The organism is Pseudonocardia sp. Ae331_Ps2, from assembly GCF_001932405.1.
GTDB lineage: Bacteria > Actinomycetota > Actinomycetes > Mycobacteriales > Pseudonocardiaceae > Pseudonocardia.
On record NZ_MCIM01000001.1, the window covers coordinates 3027618 to 3043218 of the forward strand.

The window sequence follows — 15601 nt, forward strand, 5'->3', positions numbered from 1 at the left end:
ACCCACGACCCGGCCCGTGAGGGCCGGGTGCGGCCGGAATCGCCCCCTCCGGTCGCGCGCGCCGCGGACACCTCCGGTGTCCGCGGCGTCGTCGTGTCGGGGGTGGCCGGGCGGAGCCGGGAGTCGTAGCGTCGGTGCCGTGCCCGGGAACGACCCGGTCGTCACCGGGATCGCCGTCTTCCTGGCCATCGCCTTCGGCCCCGTGGTGCTGGTGGGGCTGTTGGTGCACCTGTCCCGGCTGGCGCGCCGGGCCGCCGCGCGGCGAGGCCGTCCGACGCCGCGCCCGATCGGGCCGCCACTGGAACGGCTCGTCGCCGACCTGCGCCGGCTCGACCGGCTGCGCCGCGGGCCGCAGCAGGCCACCCGGGTCCGGCGGCTGGCGCTGCTGGCCGCCTACGACGACGTGCTGCTCGACGTCTGCCGGGCCGTCGGCGTCGAGGACCCGCCGCTGCGCGCCCACGTCGAGATGGGTGGTACCCAGGGCGCGCTCGACGCCGACCGGGAGTTCGCCCGGTTGCGTACCGAGGCCGCGATCGAGACCACGGGTGTGCGCATCGACCCGCCCGGCCACGCGGCCTGACCTCGTCGCGCGGACGGGCCGGCCCGCGCGGGTCGGGCCGGCCCGTCCTGAGGACGCCGTGGGATCAGGCGAGGTTCTCGATCACCAGCGCCATGCCCTGGCCGCCGCCGACGCACATCGTCTCCAGCCCGTAGCGGCCGCCGGTGCTGCGCAGACCGTTCATCAGGGTCGTGGTGATCCGGGCGCCGGTCATGCCGAACGGGTGGCCCAGCGCGATCGCGCCGCCGTGCACGTTCAGCTTCGCCTCGTCGATGCCGAGGTCGCGCGCACTGGGCAGGACCTGCGCGGCGAACGCCTCGTTGATCTCGACGAGGTCGATGTCGTCGATCGTGAGGCCCGCGCGACGCAGTGCCTGCTGCGACGCCTCGACCGGGCCGTAGCCCATGATCTCCGGCGAGAGCCCGGTGACGCCGGTGGACACGACCCGTGCGAGCGGGGTGACCCCGAGCCGCTCGGCCTTGGTGTCGGACATGATCACCAGGGCGGCGGCGCCGTCGTTGAGCGGACAGGCGTTGCCCGCGGTGATCCGCCCATCCGGACGGAAGACCGGCTTGAGCTGCGAGATCTTGTCGTAGGTGGTGCCCGGACGCGGGCCGTCGTCGGTGTCGACGACCGTGCCGTCGGGCAGCGTCACCGGGGTGATCTCACGGGCGAAGAAGCCGTCGGCGATGGCCTGCTCGGCGCGGTTCTGCGACTGCACCGCGAAGCGGTCCATGTCCTCGCGCGACACGTCCTTGTACCGGGCCAGGTTCTCCGCCGTCTGCCCCATCGCGATGTAGGCGTCGGGCAGCAGGTTCTGGTCGCGGGGGTCGGTCCAGGTCTCGGCGCCCTTCTCCGCGGTCTCGGCGGTGCGGGCCTCCGCGTCGGCGAACAGCGGGTTGTGCGTGTCCGGCCAGGAGTCCGACGTGCCGCGGGAGAAGCGCGAGACGGTCTCGACGCCGGCGGAGACGAAGACGTCGCCCTCGCCCGCCTTGATCGCGTGCAGCGCCATCCGGGTCGTCTGCAGCGACGACGAGCAGTACCGGGTGATGGTGGTGCCGGGAAGCGAGTCGTAGCCGAGCTGGATCGCGACGATCCGGGCCAGATTGTTGCCCTGCTCCCCGCCGGGCAGGCCGCAGCCGAGCATCAGGTCGTCGATCTCGGCCGGGTCCAGCTGCGGGACCTGGTCGAGGGCGGCGCGGATCATCTGTACGGTCAGGTCGTCCGGGCGCATCCCGGCGAGGGAGCCCTTGTTGGCGCGGCCGATCGGGGACCGGGCCGCGGCGACGATCACGGCTTCGGGCATGGGACGTCCTCCTCCATCGCAGGTACCACTCCCATCGACCCTACTCGCCGGTAACCGATGATCGGGAGACGGCGTGACGAAACCGTCAGGGGTGCGCGGCATGCTCTCGTCCATGACGACGTGGGGAGACTTCCGGCGGGCCGAGCCCGCGTTCGCCGAGCTGTCCGAGCGGATCCTGCGGCGGGGGATCGCGCTCGTGATCGCGACGCTGCGGGCCGACGGGTCACCGCGCGTCTCCGGGATCGAGGTGGTGCTGGACGACGCGGCCGGTGACACCGAGCTCTCCTTCGGATCGATGCCGGGCGCCCGGAAGGGCTCCGACCTGCGGCGGGACCCGCGGTTCGCGCTGCACGCCGCGCCCGCCGACCAGTCCGGCGGAGATCTCGGCGACGGTGACCTGAAGGTGTCGGGCCGGGCGGTGCTGCAGGGCCCGCTCTCCGGGCCGGTCACCGGCGACGCGTTCCGCGTCGACCTGACCGAGGTCGTCTGGACCGGGCTGAACGACGCGCGGAACCGTCTCGTGGTCCGGTGGTGGACCCCGGCAGGCGGGATGCACGAGGTCTCGCGCGAGTGAACGGTGCGAGGATGCATGCATGCGTTACGTCGAGCACGTCGTCGACCTGGTCGGGAACACGCCCCTCGTCCGGCTGGGAGCGTCGGCGGAGGGCATCGCCCCGCCGGTCCTGGCCAAGGTCGAGTACCTGAACCCCGGTGGATCGGTGAAGGACCGCATCGCCCTGCGGATGGTCGAGGCCGCCGAGGCCTCCGGTGAGCTGCGTCCCGGCGGCACGATCGTCGAGCCGACCTCGGGCAACACCGGCGTCGGGCTGGCGATGGTCGCCCAGCGCAAGGGCTACCACTGCGTGTTCGTGTGCCCGGACAAGGTCGGGGAGGACAAGCGCAACGTCCTCAAGGCCTACGGCGCCGAGGTCGTGGTGTGCCCGACGGCGGTCGAGCCGGACCACCCGGACTCCTACTACCAGACCTCCGACCGCCTGGTCCGCGAGATCGAGGGCGCCTGGAAGCCCAACCAGTACGCGAACCCGGCCAACCCGGAGTCGCACTACCACTCGACGGGCCCGGAGATCTGGGAGCAGACCGAGGGCCGGATCACGCACTTCGTGGCGGGGATCGGCACCGGTGGCACCATCTCGGGCATCGGGCGGTACCTCAAGGAGAAGTCGAACGGTGCCGTGCGGATCATCGGTGCCGACCCGGAGGGCTCGGTCTACTCCGGCGGGACCGGCCGTCCCTACCTGGTCGAGGGCGTCGGCGAGGACTTCTGGCCGACCACCTACGACCGCGACGTCTGCGACGAGATCGTCGCCGTCTCCGACGGCGACTCCTTCGAGATGACCCGCCGCCTCGCCCGCGAGGAGGCGCTGCTCGTCGGCGGTTCCTGCGGGATGGCGACCGTCGCCGCCCTGCGGGTGGCCGCGACGCTGCCCGCGGACGCGGTGGTCGTCGTGCTGCTGCCCGACGGCGGCCGCGGCTACCTCGGCAAGGTCTTCAACGACCGCTGGATGGCCAGCTACGGCTTCCTCCCCCCGTCGCAGGGCACGACCATCGGCGACGTGCTGCGGCGCAAGGACGGCGCACTGCCCTCGCTGGTGCACGCCCACCCCAACGAGACCGTCGCCGACGCCGCGCTCTACCTGCGCGAGTTCGGCGTCTCCCAGATGCCCGTGGTCAAGGCGGAGCCGCCGGTCATGGCGGCCGAGGTCGCCGGCTCGGTCAGCGAACGCGACCTGCTCGACGCGCTGTTCACCGGGCGGGCCAAGCTCTCGGACCGGCTCGAGGACCACATGTCCCCGCCGCTGCCGACCCTCGGCGCCGGCGAGTCGGTGCAGGACGCGATGGAGGCCTTCGCCAAGGCCGACGCCGCGTTGGTCCTGGAGGACGGCAAGCCCGCGGGCGTCGTCACCCGTTCCGACGTGATCGCCTTCCTCGGCGGCAACGCCTGATCCGGCCCGCACGGGCGCCGGGAGTAGCCTCGGCGCCCATGCAGGGCTTCTCCACGCGCGCGATCCACGCCGGCCAGGTCCCGGACCCGACGACCGGCGCGGTGACGACGTCGATCCACACCAGCTCGACCTACGCCCAGGACGGCGTCGGCGGGACCCGCGGGGGGTACGAGTACTCCCGCAGCGCCAACCCGACCAGGACCGTGCTGCAGGACCAGCTCGCCGCCCTGGAGGGCGGCCGGCACGCGCACGCGTTCGGCTCCGGGATGGGGGCGACGGACACGCTGCTGCGGGTCCTGCTGGGGCCCGGTGACCACCTGGTGATCCCGCACGACGCCTACGGCGGCACCTTCCGCCTGGTCGACAAGGTGCTGTCCGGGTTCGGTGTCGAGCACACCCCGGTCGACCTCGCCGACCACGACGCCCTGCGCGCGGCGCTGCGCCCCACGACGAAGGTCGTGTGGTGCGAGACCCCGACCAACCCGCTGCTCGGCATCGCCGACATCGCGGCGCTGGCCGGGGTGGCGCACGAGGTGGGCGCGCGGCTCGTCGTCGACAACACCTTCGCCTCGCCCTACCTGCAGACGCCGCTGGCGCTGGGCGCCGACGTCGTCGTGCACTCCACGACCAAGTACGTCGGCGGCCACTCCGACGTCGTCGGCGGCGCGCTGGTCACCGACGACGACGCGCTGTCCGAGCAGATCGCGTTCGTCCAGAACTCCACCGGCTCGGTGCCCGGCCCGTTCGACGCCTGGCTGACCCTGCGCGGCGCCAAGACCCTCGCGGTGCGCATGGAGCGCCACTGCGACAACGCCGAGCGCGTCGCCGAGATGCTCTCCGCGCACCCCGCGGTGGCCTCGGTGCTCTACCCGGGCCTGCCCGAGCACCCCGGCCACGAGGTCGCGGCCAAGCAGATGCGCCGGTTCGGCGGGATGGTGTCGTTCCTCGCCGCGGGCGGGCGCGACGCGGCGCTGCGGATCTGCGCGGGCACCCGGCTGTTCACCCTCGCCGAGTCGCTCGGCGGGATCGAGTCGCTGATCGAGCACCCCGGCGAGATGACCCACGCCTCGACCGCGGGGTCGATGCTCGAGGTGCCGGACTCGCTGATCCGGCTCTCGGTCGGCATCGAGGACGCCGACGACCTGCTCGACGACCTGCGGGCCGCACTCGACGCGGTCCGGTAGCGCCGCACGGGCTCAGCTGCGCGACTGCTCCGGCGACGGCGCGGGGGGCTGGACCACCGGCGGCGGCGGGACGACCAGGTCACCCGGGTCCACACAGCCACCGACCAGCGACCACGTGCCGTCGCCGCGGGCCTCGTAGCGGCCCGGGTCGGCGCAGCCCGCGTCGTGCACGGTCGCCACCGCGAGCGCCGCCAGTCCGGCGGCCAGCAGCAGCGGTGCCGTCGTGCGCAGACGCGTCATTCCCGAGTCCCTCCCGACACCGGGCGCGCAGGGGACGTCACGCCCGGTGAGACACCGGCGAGGTTACCCGGGGCGGTGCGAGACTGCCGGTATGGCCGCCCCCGTCATCCCCCCGGTCACCGCCGACGACGTGCTCTCCGCCCGCGAACTGCTCTCCGGTGTCGTGCGCACCACGCCCGTCGCCGGTGCCCGTGCCCTGTCCGACCTGACCGGCTCCCGGGTCGGTCTGAAGTGCGAGAACCTGCAGCGCACCGGGTCGTTCAAGATCCGCGGCGCCTACACGCGCATCGCCCGCCTCTCCGACGACGAGCGCGCGGGCGGTGTCGTCGCGGCGTCGGCCGGCAACCACGCCCAGGGCGTCGCGCTCGCCGCGCGGCTGCTGGGCGTGCGCGCCACCGTGTACATGCCCGAGCGGGCGGCGCTGCCCAAGGTCGACGCGACCCGCGGCTACGGCGCCGAGGTCGTGCTCACCGGCCGCACCGTCGACGAGGCCGTCACGGCCGCCACCGCGGCCGCCGAGCGGTCGGGCGCGGTGTTCGTGCACCCCTTCGACCACCCCGACATCATCGCCGGGCAGGGCACCGTCGGCTGCGAGATCCTCGACCAGGTCCCCGACGTCGGCACGGTGCTGATCTCCGCGGGCGGTGGTGGGCTGCTCGGTGGGACCGCCGCGGTCCTGCGCGCCGCGCGGCCGGACATCCGGATCGTCGGGGTGCAGGCCGCGGGTGCCGCGGCCTGGCCGTCGTCGCTCGCGGCGGGTGCGCCGATGCCGGTCGGCGGGATGCGCACGATGGCCGACGGGATCGCCGTCGGCCGCCCGGGTGACGTCACGTTCGCCCAGGTCAGCGCCCTGATCGACGAGATGGTCACGGTCTCGGAGGACGCGTTGTCCGCGGCGCTGCTGCACTGCCTGGAACGGGCGAAGATGCTCGTCGAGCCTGCCGGGGCCGCGTCCGTCGCCGCCCTGATGGAGCAGCCCGACCGGTGGCCGGGGCCGGTCGTCTGCGTGCTGTCCGGCGGCAACGTCGACCCGCTCGTGCTGCTGCAGGTCATCCGGCACGGCCTGGTCGCCTCGTCCCGCTACCTCACCCTGCACCTGCGGATGCCCGACCGGCCCGGCGCGCTCGCCGAGCTGCTGGCCCGGGTCGGGCGGCTCGGGGCCAACGTCACCGACGTCGCGCACTCGCGGATCAGGGGTGCGCTCGCGGTCGGGGAGGTCGACGTCGAGCTCAGCGTGGAGACGCGTGGGCCCGAGCACCGCGACGCCATCGTCGCCGACCTGCGCGAGGCAGGGCACGCGGTCGCCACGCCGTGACCTGCCCGGACACGCGAACGGGCCCGGCCGACCGGCCGGGCCCGTTCCGCGGGTGGGTGTGGATCAGCCGGTGAAGGCCTCCACCGACACCAGCGTCACCTTCATGGTCCCGCCGTCGGGCAGCTGGTACTCGCGGGTGTCACCCGGCTTCGCACCGAGCAGCGCCGCGCCGAGCGGGGAGTGCGGCGAGATGACCTGCAGGTCGCCGTGGCTGCCCTCCTCGCGGGAGCCGAGCAGGACCCGCTCGGCCTCGTCGTCGTCCTCGTAGCGGATCTCGAGCACGGTGCCGGGGGAGGCCTCGTCGGAGCTGGACGGCGCGGTGCCGACCTGGGCGGTGCGCAGCAGCTCCTGCAGCTGACGGATCCGGGCCTCCTGCTGGCCCTGCTCCTCGCGGGCGGCGTGGTAGCCGCCGTTCTCCTTCAGGTCACCCTCCTCGCGGCGGGCATTGATCTCCGCGGCGATGACGGGCCGGTTCTCGATCAACCCGTCCAGCTCGGCCTTCAGCCGGTCGTAGGCGTCCTGGGTCAGCCAGGTGGCCTGGGTGTCCGTCACCGTCATCAACTCCTCCAGGAAAGCAGGACGTGTCGCCGCCGGGACGCCTGGCGCCCGGCGGGCACACGGGGGTGGCGGCTCCGAGCAGCACGCCCCGAGTAAGGAAAAACACGACCCGCCTGCGGGTCGTGTGGGGCTCACCTTACCACGGAGCGTGCCGCTCGTCGCAGCCTTTCGGTGAACGGGTGCGGGTCCCGGAAAGTTCCCGCGGGAGAAGTATTCGCAGGTAGTGGGGTCGACGACGGCAGGGCAGCCGTACCGTCCCCGCCGGCGGCAACCGCCCGTCGCAGACCGGTCCACCGGCGGGAACAGATGGCGCCGGCGACGGCGTTGCGGATGCCGGTGCCCGTGCTCGGCGCGGTTCCTGTCGGCCCTCTCTGCCAGGATCGTCCCTGAGCACGCCTCGCCGCCCGCCGCCGGCAGACCACCGGCGCGGGACCCGAGTCCGGTGACCGTGGAGGAACCCGCCCCGATGGCTACGCAGTACACCCCGTCCGCCCCGCGCCCGGTCCAGCTGCCGGCGCCCGGCGAGCGTCCCCGGCTGATGACGGTGCACGCCCACCCCGACGACGAGTCCTCGAAGGGCGCGGCGACCACCGCCCGGTACGTCGACGAGGGGCACCAGGTCATGGTCGTGACCTGCACCGGTGGCGAGCGGGGCAGCATCCTGAACCCCGCGATGGAACGGCCGGACGTCCTGGAGAACATGACCGCGGTCCGCAGGGACGAGATGGCCCGCGCCGCCGAGATCCTCGGCGTGCAGCACGTCTGGCTCGGCTTCGTCGACTCCGGCCTGCCCGAGGGCGACCCGAAGCCCCCGCTGCCCGAGGGCTGCTTCGCCCTGGGTGACGTCGAGGAGCAGACCGCGGCACTGGTGAAGGTCATCCGTGAGTTCCGCCCGCACGTCCTCGTCACCTACGACGAGAACGGCGGCTACCCGCACCCGGACCACATCCGCACCCACGTGATCTCGATGGCCGCGTGGGAGGCCGCCGGCGACCCGGCGCGTTTCCCGGAGGCGGGCGCCCCGTGGCAGCCGCTGAAGCTCTACTACGGCCACGGCTTCTCCAAGGCCCGGCTGGAGGCCTTCCACAACGCGATCGTCGAGTCCGGCCAGGAGTCGCCGTACGCGGAGTGGCTGGAGAACTGGACCAGCGACCGGCCCGACCCCGGCACCCGGGTGACCACCAGGGTCCCGTGCTCGGACTGGTTCGGCCGGCGGGACGACGCGTTGCGCGCGCACGCCACCCAGATCGACCCGAACAGCAGGTTCTTCTTCACCCCGCTCGAGGTGCAGGCCCGGGTCTGGCCCACCGAGGACTACGAGCTGGTCCACTCCCTGGTCGACACCGAGATCCCGGAGGACGACCTGTTCGCCGGCATCCCCGTCGAGGTCGGCGGGGAGCGCCGCCGCGCCGGCTGACGGCGCGGGCCCCGCGGGTAGCCTGGCCACCGGACCGTCCCGCAGCTCCGGGACGGTGCCGGTGACCCGGGAACCGGAGTACGGAGGCGCGTGGCGGTGCAGGTCGAGAACGTGACGGCTGTGGTGAACCAGGTCGTGACGGGCCTGCTCGTCCCGATGCAGGACCGTCCCCCGCCGCCCGGGCAGCTGCCGGAGTTCGGCAACGCGGCGCCGGCCGGGCTGGCGATCGTGCTGCTCCTGCTGCTCGCGACGGTCTTCCTCATCCGCAACATGAGCAAGCGCATCACCCGCCTCCCGGAGTCCTTCGACGGCGAGGGGACCGCCGAGGGCGGATCCGACCCGGCCGCGACCGACCGGGGCGAGCCCGGAACGGCCCGCTCCTGAGTCGCCGACCCGCGGGAGCGCGGGTCAGCGCAGCAGGACCAGCCAGATCGCGACGTGGTGGCAGGCCCAGGCCAGGACCGTCGCGGCGTGGAAGAACTCGTGGTAGCCGAACGTCGCGGGCCACGGGTCGGGCCGTCGTAGCGCGTACATGACCGCGCCGACGGTGTAGAGCGCCCCGCCGGCGAGCAGCAGGACGAGTGCGGCGACCCCGCCTCCGGCCAGCAGCCCGGGCAGCACGAACACCGCGACCCACCCGAGCGCGATGTAGATCGGCACTCCCACCCAGGCCGGCGCGGTCGGCCAGGCGAGCTTGAGTGCGACCCCGGCGAGTGCCCCGCCCCAGACGACGGCGAGCACCCAGGTGGCGGTGGCCGCGGGGAGCGCCAGCACCGAGACCGGCGTGTAGGTGCCCGCGATGAACAGGAAGATCATCGAGTGGTCGAGGCGCTTCATCAGCCGTCGCCGGGCCGGGTCGGCCCAGGTGTGCCGGTGGTACAGCGCGCTGATCCCGAACAGGCCGAACGTGGTCAGCGTGTAGACGGCCGTGGCCACGGCCGCGGAGGTCCCGACGAGCGCCCCCGCGACGCTGATCAGTGCGGCGCACGCGAAGACGGAACCGACGAGGCTCCACAGGTGCAACCAGCCCCGCATACGGGGCTTGAGCGGGACGGACGGGGCGATGCTCACGCGCCCCGAGGTTACGGGTCGAGACGGCGGGGGTCCCGTCCGGCGGACGAACGCCACACGCGGGACTAGGCTCCGTGTACGTGGCCCTCCGAGACCTGCTCTACACGGTGTACGAGCGCAGGATCCTGCGTCAGATCGCCGGGACCGAGCGGCCCAGGCACGTGGCGCTCATCCTCGACGGCAACCGCCGCTGGGCGCGGGAGGCCGGCCTGGTCGACCCCGCGGAGGGGCACCGCGCCGGCGCGGCCAAGATCGCGGAGATGCTCGGCTGGTGCTCGGAGGCCGGCGTCGAGGTCGTCACGGTGTTCCTGCTGTCCACCGACAACCTGGACACCCGCTCCCCGGAGGAGCTCAAGGACCTCCTGGAGATCATCGCCGGGGTCGTCGACGACCTCTCCGGTCCGGACACGCCGTGGCGGCTGCGGGTGGTCGGCGCGATGGAGCTGTTGCCGAGCAGCCTGGCCGACCGGCTGACCGCGGCGGTCGCCCGTACCAGCGACCGCGGGGGCATCCAGCTGAACGTCGCCGTCGGCTACGGCGGCCGGCAGGAGATCGCGGACGCCGTCCGCAAGATGCTGCTGACCCAGGCGGAGGCGGGACGGACGATCGAGGAGCTCGCGGAGTCGCTCGACGTCGACCACATCGCGGAGCACCTCTACACCTCCGGTCAGCCTGACCCGGACCTCGTCATCCGGACCAGCGGTGAGCAACGTCTGTCGGGGTTCCTGCTGTGGCAGTCGGCCCATTCGGAGTTCTGGTTCTGCGAGGCCTACTGGCCCGAGTTCCGCCGCGTCGATTTCCTGCGCGCCCTGCGCGACTTCGGCGCGCGACACCGACGTTTCGGCGGATGAACTCGGATCGACCGTGGCTCCCGGTCGACTCACTCGTCATGGCTCTCTCGGAGCCCCCGACGGTCGAGGCCTCGGCCTTGGTGCTGCTGTCGTCGATGTAGGCGTCGCCACCGTGCTCACCCGCGAACGCGAGCGGGCTCAGCGCGCCGTCCTGCTCCGGCTCGGCTGGCTCCACCTGTCGGGCTGCATGATCACCGGTTGTGGAGTCCGACGTTCGCGTTGCGGCCGCTCCGCTCCACAACCGGTGATCATGTCCGGTGTCCGGTGTCCGGTGTCCGGCACCGTCGTGCGCTCTGGAACGTGTCCGGGAGGAGGACGGCCGGCGAGGCCGCCGGCCCGAGTACGGAGCGTGATCACGTCACTGGTGAATCAGATCGGTATCGGTGGCGTCGACACGACGGGGTGAACACGGCCGCGCGGACGCGGTGAACGGTGACCCGGCGGAATTTCGGTCACTCCGGCGGGTGCCCGGGGTGACACACGAGAATGCCCCGGAGCAGAAGCTCCGGGGCATTCTCAGATCTGCGAGGAGATCAGCCGATCGAGTCGCCGGCGCCGGCCTCCTGGCCGCAGTTGTCGGACTGGTCGGTGACCGAGTCGCCGGACTTCGCCTTGGCGTCGCCCAGGATGCCCAGGGCACCGGTGAGGCCGTTGAGGGCGGAGGCGTCCTCGACCGGGACCTGCACGCCCAGCACGTTGACCGGGATGTTGTTGTTGCAGGCCTGGATCGGCACGTTGAGGTTGTTGCCGTTCAGGCCGGCGATGAGGCCCTTGGCGTCCTTGTCGATGACGTTCTCGGCACCGTGGTGGCCGCCCTTGTGGCCGTGGTCGCCGTCCTTGTCGCCGGCGAAGGCGAGCGGGGACAGGGCGAGCAGGGACGCGGCGGAGGCCGCAACCACGATTCCAGCCTTCTTCAGCGCAGTTTTCTCCTGTTGAGTCTCGAGTCCGCCCGAAGCCGGTCTCACGCGTGCCGGCACGCTGACGAGGGGGAGCCCGTACCGACTACCTGAAAAGCTACCGGTGTTATTCCGACGAAACAAATCTCGTGACCCAATCGAGGTACACTTTCACTGACGGTTCCGATACTCCCCAAATAGGTTGTTCTGGCCCCGCGCGTCCGAGCCGTCGCCGTCCGCGGATCGTGCACCCTGCGTGGCCGGATACGTCCGAACGGACGCGTCACCGGCCGCCCTCGCGGTCGTTCGGTTCCGGGCCGCCTACGCTCCGGGGGTGGACCTGCTGCACGCGACGGCGGAGCTCGCGTCGCGGCTGGACCGGCTGCGGCCGGGGGTGCTGGACGGGCCGCCGCCGTACCCGTCGATCGCCCGGCGGGTGGCCGCGGAGCCGCTCCAGGACCCGGCGGCCCTGGTCGTCACGGCCGGACGGCTGCGTGCGGAGGTCGCGGCCGCGGGACTCCCGGCCGACCGTCGCCGGTACCTGGAGGCGCTGCTGGTCGCGCTGCGGTGCCGGGCCCGGCTGCTCGCCGGCGACGACATCGGCTACCTCGAGCAGGTCCGCGACCTGTTCGGGGTGGTCCCGCGTCGTAGCGAGCTGGACGAACTGCACGAGGCGCACCGCAGGCTGGCGGCGGTGCTGCCCGGGCGCGGTCCGCTGGCCGCCCGGATGCGGGACCACCGGGCCGCCGACGTCGTCCCCGCCGACCGGCTGGCCGACGCGGTCGCCGCCGTCGTCGCGGAGCTGCGCGGCCGCACCCGCGACACGCTGGGGCTCCCGGCCGGCGAGCACGCCGACGTCGGCCTCGTCGGCGCGCGTCCCTGGACGGCGTTCACCCGCTACCGCGGCGGGCTGCACAGCCGGGTCTCGGTCGCGACGACCGGCCGGGTGCGCGCCGGGTCGCTGCTGCCGTTGCTCGCCCACGAGGTCTACCCCGGCCACCACCTGCAGTACTGCCGGGTCGAGATCGCGTCGGCGCGGCACCCGGAGCTGGCGCTGCGACTGGTCCACAGCCCGCAGGGGCTCGTCGCGGAGGGTGCGGCGGAGGCCGCCGTCGACGTGGTGCCCGGCCCCGGCTGGGGCCCGGTCGCCGAACGCGTCCTCGCGGGCGTCGGCGTGCGCCTCGACGGCCCGGCCGCCGAGCGGATCGAACGGGAGCTGGACCTGCTCGGCCGGGTCCGGCTCGACGCCGCCCTCATGCGCCACGTCGACGGCGCCGGCCCCGACGCGGTGCTCGCCCACCTGTCCCGATGGCTGCTGGTCGACGACGACCGGGCGCGGCGGATGCTCGACTTCCTCGACCATCCCCAGTGGCGCACCTACCCGGTCACCTACGCCGAGGGCGGCCCGCTCGTGCGCGCCCGGCTCGCCGCGGCCCCGGACGGTCCGGCCGCCGCGCTGGCGGCCCTGCTCGACACCCCGGTCCTGCCGTCGGATCTGGTCACCGACGGTGGCAGCGGACGCGGTCCGGATCGCGGCGGACTACCCTCGGCAGCGGTCGGATTGCTCCGTACGCCGGTCCCTGACTGAGCCGAACGGCTCGCAGCCGAACGAGGTGTCTCTACCCGACTTGACGCCGGACGGTACCGATCACACGATGAACGGCACGTTACGACTGTTCCATCAGGGGTCAACGTCGCGATCCGACGGAGCGTTGCTATTGACCGCACGAGGGTGACCACTAGTAGCGTCCATGTCGACGGGCTGTACCCGATGCGGCCCGTTCGGGAGGCCCTGGAGTGGTGTCACACGCACCCGAGAGGGCCGGCACCCGGCCCTCGCGGGCGTGCCGGCCGGAGGACCGCCATGGTCCCTCCGCGTCGTCGCGGCCCGCACCAGGGCCGGCCGGCCCGACGCAGAGCAGGTGCGGTGCCGCGCCTGCGAGGGAGCACCCGTGACCGATCGTCGTCCCGCCCTCACCGACCCGACCTCCGCACCGCAGGGGTCCGTCGGGGACGCACCGGCAGGTACCACCCGCTGCTACGTGCTCGACACGTCCGTGCTGCTGTCCGACCCGTGGTCGCTGCAGCGCTTCGACGAGCACCAGGTCGTCCTGCCGCTCGTCGTCATCAGTGAGCTGGAGGCCAAGCGTCACCACCCCGAACTGGGCTGGTTCGCCCGGACCGCGCTGCGCCAGCTCGACGAGCTGCGCGTCAGGTACGGCCGTCTCGACGCACCCGTGCCGATCGGCGAGTCCGGCGGCACGCTGCACGTCGAGCTGAACCACTCCGACCCCACGGTCCTGCCGGCCGGGTTCCGCACCGACTCCAACGACTCGCGGATCCTGGCCTGTGCGCTGAACCTGAAGGCGGACCCGTCCGTGCCGCCGGACGTCACGCTGGTCACCAAGGACATGCCGTTGCGGGTCAAGGCCGCCGCGGTCGGTCTGGACGCCGATGAGTACCACGGCCAGGACGTGCTGTTCTCGGGCTGGACCGGCATGACCGACCTGGAGGTGACCGCGGAGGACGTCGACGCGCTGTTCCGCGACGGCGTCATCGATCACGACGAGGCCCGCGACCTGCCCTGCAACACGGGGTTGCGGCTGATCGGGGCGTCGAACGCGCTCGGGCGGGTCACCGCGGACAAGCGGGTCAAGCTGGTGCGCGGGGACCGGGAGGCGTTCGGGCTGCACGGCCGTTCCGCCGAGCAGCGGATCGCGCTGGACCTGCTGCTGGACAACGAGGTCGGGATCGTGTCCCTCGGCGGACGCGCCGGGACGGGCAAGTCGGCGCTCGCGTTGTGCGCGGGCCTGGAGGCGGTGCTGGAGCGACGGCAGCACCGCAAGATCGTGGTCTTCCGGCCGCTCTACGCCGTCGGCGGACAGGATCTCGGCTACCTCCCGGGCAGCGAGGTCGAGAAGATGCAGCCCTGGGCGCAGGCCGTCTTCGACACCCTGGGGGCGATGGTCAGCCAGGACGTGATCGACGAGGTCATCGCCCGCGGCCTGCTGGAGGTCCTGCCGCTGACCCACATCCGCGGCCGGTCGCTGCACGACACGTTCGTGATCGTCGACGAGGCGCAGTCGCTGGAGCGCAACGTGCTGCTCACGGTGCTGTCCCGGCTCGGGACGGCGTCGCGCGTCGTGCTCACCCACGACGTCGCGCAGCGCGACAACCTCCGCGTCGGACGGCACGACGGCGTCAACGCCGTCATCGAGAAGCTGAAGGGCCACCCGCTGTTCGCGCACGTCACGCTGACCCGCAGTGAGCGCTCGCCGATCGCCGCGCTGGTCACCGAGATGCTGGAGGGACCCAACTCCTGACGACGGCACACGGCCCCCGTCGGCAGCCGCCGACGGGGGCCGTGGTGTGTCTCAGTCGAACAGGTCCGGGTCGGTACGCACGACCTCGTCCCACAGCGGCTGGTAGGAGAACCAGCCGGCGTAGGGCGTGCCGGTCTGCTCGGCGGTGAACCGCGCGTTGGCGTGGTCGACGAGCGTCGGCGTCCCCGCGGCCTCGGCCAGCAGCTGGGCCTGGCAGTTGCGCTCGGTCGAGATGAACCACCAGGCGGCCTCGGCGACCGTCTCGCCGACGGAGAAGATCCCGTGGTTCTGGTGGAAGACCATCCGCCGGCCGGTCAGACCGCGGGCCAGGGCCCGGCCCGCCTCCGGGTCGAGCACGACCGCGCCGGCACCCTCGTGGACGACGCCGTGGTTCTCGTAGAGGGCGCAGGCGTCCTGGGTGATGGGGTCCAGCGGCCGGCCCAGCGACGACCACGCCTTGCCGTACACCGAGTGGGCGTGCGCGGCCGCGACGACGTGCGGGTGCGCCTCGTGGACGGCCGAGTGGATGACGAACCCGGCCTGGTTCACCGGGCGGTTCCCGTGCCGGACCGTGCCGTGGTGGTCGACCATGATCAGGTCCGAGACCCGGATGTGCCGGAAGCTCATGCCGAACGGGTTGACCCAGAACATGTCCGGGTCCTCCGGGTCGCGCACGGTGATGTGCCCGGCGACGCCCTCGCCGAAGCCGAAGCGGCCGAAGATCCGGAACGCCCCCGCGAGCTGCTGCTTGCGGTGCAGGCGCTCCTCGGCGGAGGTGGCGAACGTCGGTGGGACCGGCAGACCGCCGGTACCGCCGCCGCCGAGGGCGGCGGTACCGGAGCTGCTGGTGGTGGTGTCCTGCGTGGGGGCGGCCATGACCCGACCGTGCGCCGGATCACGCGCCGGGTCAAGGGGTG

The 15601-nt window shown here is 73.0% G+C and carries 16 protein-coding genes; 10 read left to right on the forward strand and 6 right to left on the reverse strand.

Going from position 1 to position 15601, the window contains the following annotated elements; genetic code table 11:
* The first annotated feature begins 139 nt into the window (after positions 1-139).
* On the forward strand, positions 140-580 hold the full coding sequence (locus Ae331Ps2_RS14570; RefSeq protein ID WP_075308277.1) for a hypothetical protein: 441 nt from the start codon (positions 140-142) through the stop codon (positions 578-580).
* A 64-nt stretch (positions 581-644) separates the two neighbouring features.
* Here the strand turns inward: Ae331Ps2_RS14570 and Ae331Ps2_RS14575 are convergent, their stop codons facing one another.
* The gene (locus Ae331Ps2_RS14575) at positions 645-1865 is read right to left on the reverse strand and encodes an acetyl-CoA C-acetyltransferase (RefSeq protein WP_020621954.1); all 1221 of its coding nucleotides are present in this window, start codon (positions 1863-1865) and stop codon (positions 645-647) included.
* 112 nt (positions 1866-1977) lie between these two features.
* Here Ae331Ps2_RS14575 and Ae331Ps2_RS14580 point away from each other — a divergent pair, with 112 nt between their 5' ends.
* Genes Ae331Ps2_RS14580 through Ae331Ps2_RS14590 form a run of 3 tightly spaced genes read left to right on the forward strand, consistent with a single transcriptional unit; the run spans position 1978 to position 5013 of the window.
* Positions 1978-2439, forward strand: a complete 462-nt coding sequence (locus Ae331Ps2_RS14580) for a pyridoxamine 5'-phosphate oxidase family protein (RefSeq protein ID WP_043276228.1) — start codon at positions 1978-1980, stop codon at positions 2437-2439.
* A gap of 19 nt (positions 2440-2458) precedes the next feature.
* Positions 2459-3829, forward strand: a complete 1371-nt coding sequence (locus Ae331Ps2_RS14585; RefSeq protein ID WP_075308275.1) for a cystathionine beta-synthase — start codon at positions 2459-2461, stop codon at positions 3827-3829.
* 38 nt (positions 3830-3867) lie between these two features.
* Positions 3868-5013, forward strand: a complete 1146-nt coding sequence (locus Ae331Ps2_RS14590; protein ID WP_075308273.1) for a cystathionine gamma-synthase — start codon at positions 3868-3870, stop codon at positions 5011-5013.
* Between the two features lie 12 nt (positions 5014-5025).
* Here Ae331Ps2_RS14590 and Ae331Ps2_RS14595 read toward each other — a convergent pair whose 3' ends face one another.
* Positions 5026-5253 carry a hypothetical protein gene (locus Ae331Ps2_RS14595; RefSeq protein WP_020621958.1) on the reverse strand — a complete coding sequence of 76 codons (228 nt, stop codon included), beginning with the start codon at positions 5251-5253 and terminating at the stop codon, positions 5026-5028.
* Between the two features lie 91 nt (positions 5254-5344).
* Here Ae331Ps2_RS14595 and ilvA point away from each other — a divergent pair, with 91 nt between their 5' ends.
* Positions 5345-6568, forward strand: a complete 1224-nt coding sequence (gene ilvA / locus Ae331Ps2_RS14600; protein WP_075308271.1) for a threonine ammonia-lyase — start codon at positions 5345-5347, stop codon at positions 6566-6568.
* 63 nt (positions 6569-6631) lie between these two features.
* Here ilvA and greA read toward each other — a convergent pair whose 3' ends face one another.
* Positions 6632-7120: a transcription elongation factor GreA gene (gene greA, locus Ae331Ps2_RS14605; RefSeq protein ID WP_170917035.1), complete on the reverse strand. Its 489-nt coding sequence runs from the start codon at positions 7118-7120 to the stop codon at positions 6632-6634.
* A 544-nt stretch (positions 7121-7664) separates the two neighbouring features.
* On the opposite strand from greA, the gene mca reads away from it, so the two are divergent.
* Together mca and Ae331Ps2_RS14615 are read left to right on the forward strand one after the other, a co-directional pair.
* The gene (gene mca / locus Ae331Ps2_RS14610; RefSeq protein WP_075312374.1) at positions 7665-8543 is read left to right on the forward strand and encodes a mycothiol conjugate amidase Mca; all 879 of its coding nucleotides are present in this window, start codon (positions 7665-7667) and stop codon (positions 8541-8543) included.
* Positions 8544-8633: 90 nt separating this feature from the next.
* Positions 8634-8927, forward strand: coding sequence for a hypothetical protein (locus Ae331Ps2_RS14615; RefSeq protein WP_139318813.1), 294 nt, complete (start codon positions 8634-8636; stop codon positions 8925-8927).
* A 24-nt stretch (positions 8928-8951) separates the two neighbouring features.
* On the opposite strand, the gene Ae331Ps2_RS14620 is transcribed toward Ae331Ps2_RS14615, so the two are convergent.
* Entirely contained in the window at positions 8952-9578 is a 627-nt protein-coding gene (locus Ae331Ps2_RS14620; RefSeq protein ID WP_075312370.1) for a hemolysin III family protein, read from the reverse strand.
* Positions 9579-9694: 116 nt separating this feature from the next.
* On the opposite strand from Ae331Ps2_RS14620, the gene Ae331Ps2_RS14625 reads away from it, so the two are divergent.
* Positions 9695-10465 (forward strand): isoprenyl transferase, encoded by a 771-nt coding sequence (locus Ae331Ps2_RS14625; protein WP_075312368.1) that lies wholly within the window; start codon positions 9695-9697, stop codon positions 10463-10465.
* 533 nt (positions 10466-10998) lie between these two features.
* Here the strand turns inward: Ae331Ps2_RS14625 and Ae331Ps2_RS14630 are convergent.
* The gene (locus tag Ae331Ps2_RS14630) at positions 10999-11364 is read right to left on the reverse strand and encodes a hypothetical protein (RefSeq protein ID WP_233147422.1); all 366 of its coding nucleotides are present in this window, start codon (positions 11362-11364) and stop codon (positions 10999-11001) included.
* A 331-nt stretch (positions 11365-11695) separates the two neighbouring features.
* Between Ae331Ps2_RS14630 and Ae331Ps2_RS14635 the strand changes: the two genes are divergently transcribed.
* Positions 11696-12949 (forward strand): hypothetical protein, encoded by a 1254-nt coding sequence (locus Ae331Ps2_RS14635; protein ID WP_075312364.1) that lies wholly within the window; start codon positions 11696-11698, stop codon positions 12947-12949.
* A gap of 454 nt (positions 12950-13403) precedes the next feature.
* Complete coding sequence (locus Ae331Ps2_RS14640; RefSeq protein ID WP_043278933.1) at positions 13404-14684, forward strand: PhoH family protein; 1281 nt, start codon at positions 13404-13406, stop codon at positions 14682-14684.
* Positions 14685-14735: 51 nt separating this feature from the next.
* On the opposite strand, the gene Ae331Ps2_RS14645 is transcribed toward Ae331Ps2_RS14640, so the two are convergent.
* Positions 14736-15560, reverse strand: coding sequence for a class II aldolase/adducin family protein (locus Ae331Ps2_RS14645; protein WP_020624480.1), 825 nt, complete (start codon positions 15558-15560; stop codon positions 14736-14738).
* Positions 15561-15601 lie beyond the last annotated feature (41 nt).

Coding starts and splice junctions, on each gene's coding strand:
- Ae331Ps2_RS14575 (WP_020621954.1), bottom strand. CDS start 1,865: ATGCCCGAAGCCGTGATCGTCGCCGCGGCCCGGTCCCCGATCGGCCGC.
- Ae331Ps2_RS14580 (WP_043276228.1), top strand. CDS start 1,978: ATGACGACGTGGGGAGACTTCCGGCGGGCCGAGCCCGCGTTCGCCGAG.
- Ae331Ps2_RS14585 (WP_075308275.1), top strand. CDS start 2,459: ATGCGTTACGTCGAGCACGTCGTCGACCTGGTCGGGAACACGCCCCTC.
- Ae331Ps2_RS14590 (WP_075308273.1), top strand. CDS start 3,868: ATGCAGGGCTTCTCCACGCGCGCGATCCACGCCGGCCAGGTCCCGGAC.
- Ae331Ps2_RS14595 (WP_020621958.1), bottom strand. CDS start 5,253: ATGACGCGTCTGCGCACGACGGCACCGCTGCTGCTGGCCGCCGGACTG.
- ilvA (WP_075308271.1), top strand. CDS start 5,345: ATGGCCGCCCCCGTCATCCCCCCGGTCACCGCCGACGACGTGCTCTCC.
- mca (WP_075312374.1), top strand. CDS start 7,665: ATGACGGTGCACGCCCACCCCGACGACGAGTCCTCGAAGGGCGCGGCG.
- Ae331Ps2_RS14620 (WP_075312370.1), bottom strand. CDS start 9,578: ATGCGGGGCTGGTTGCACCTGTGGAGCCTCGTCGGTTCCGTCTTCGCG.
- Ae331Ps2_RS14645 (WP_020624480.1), bottom strand. CDS start 15,560: ATGGCCGCCCCCACGCAGGACACCACCACCAGCAGCTCCGGTACCGCC.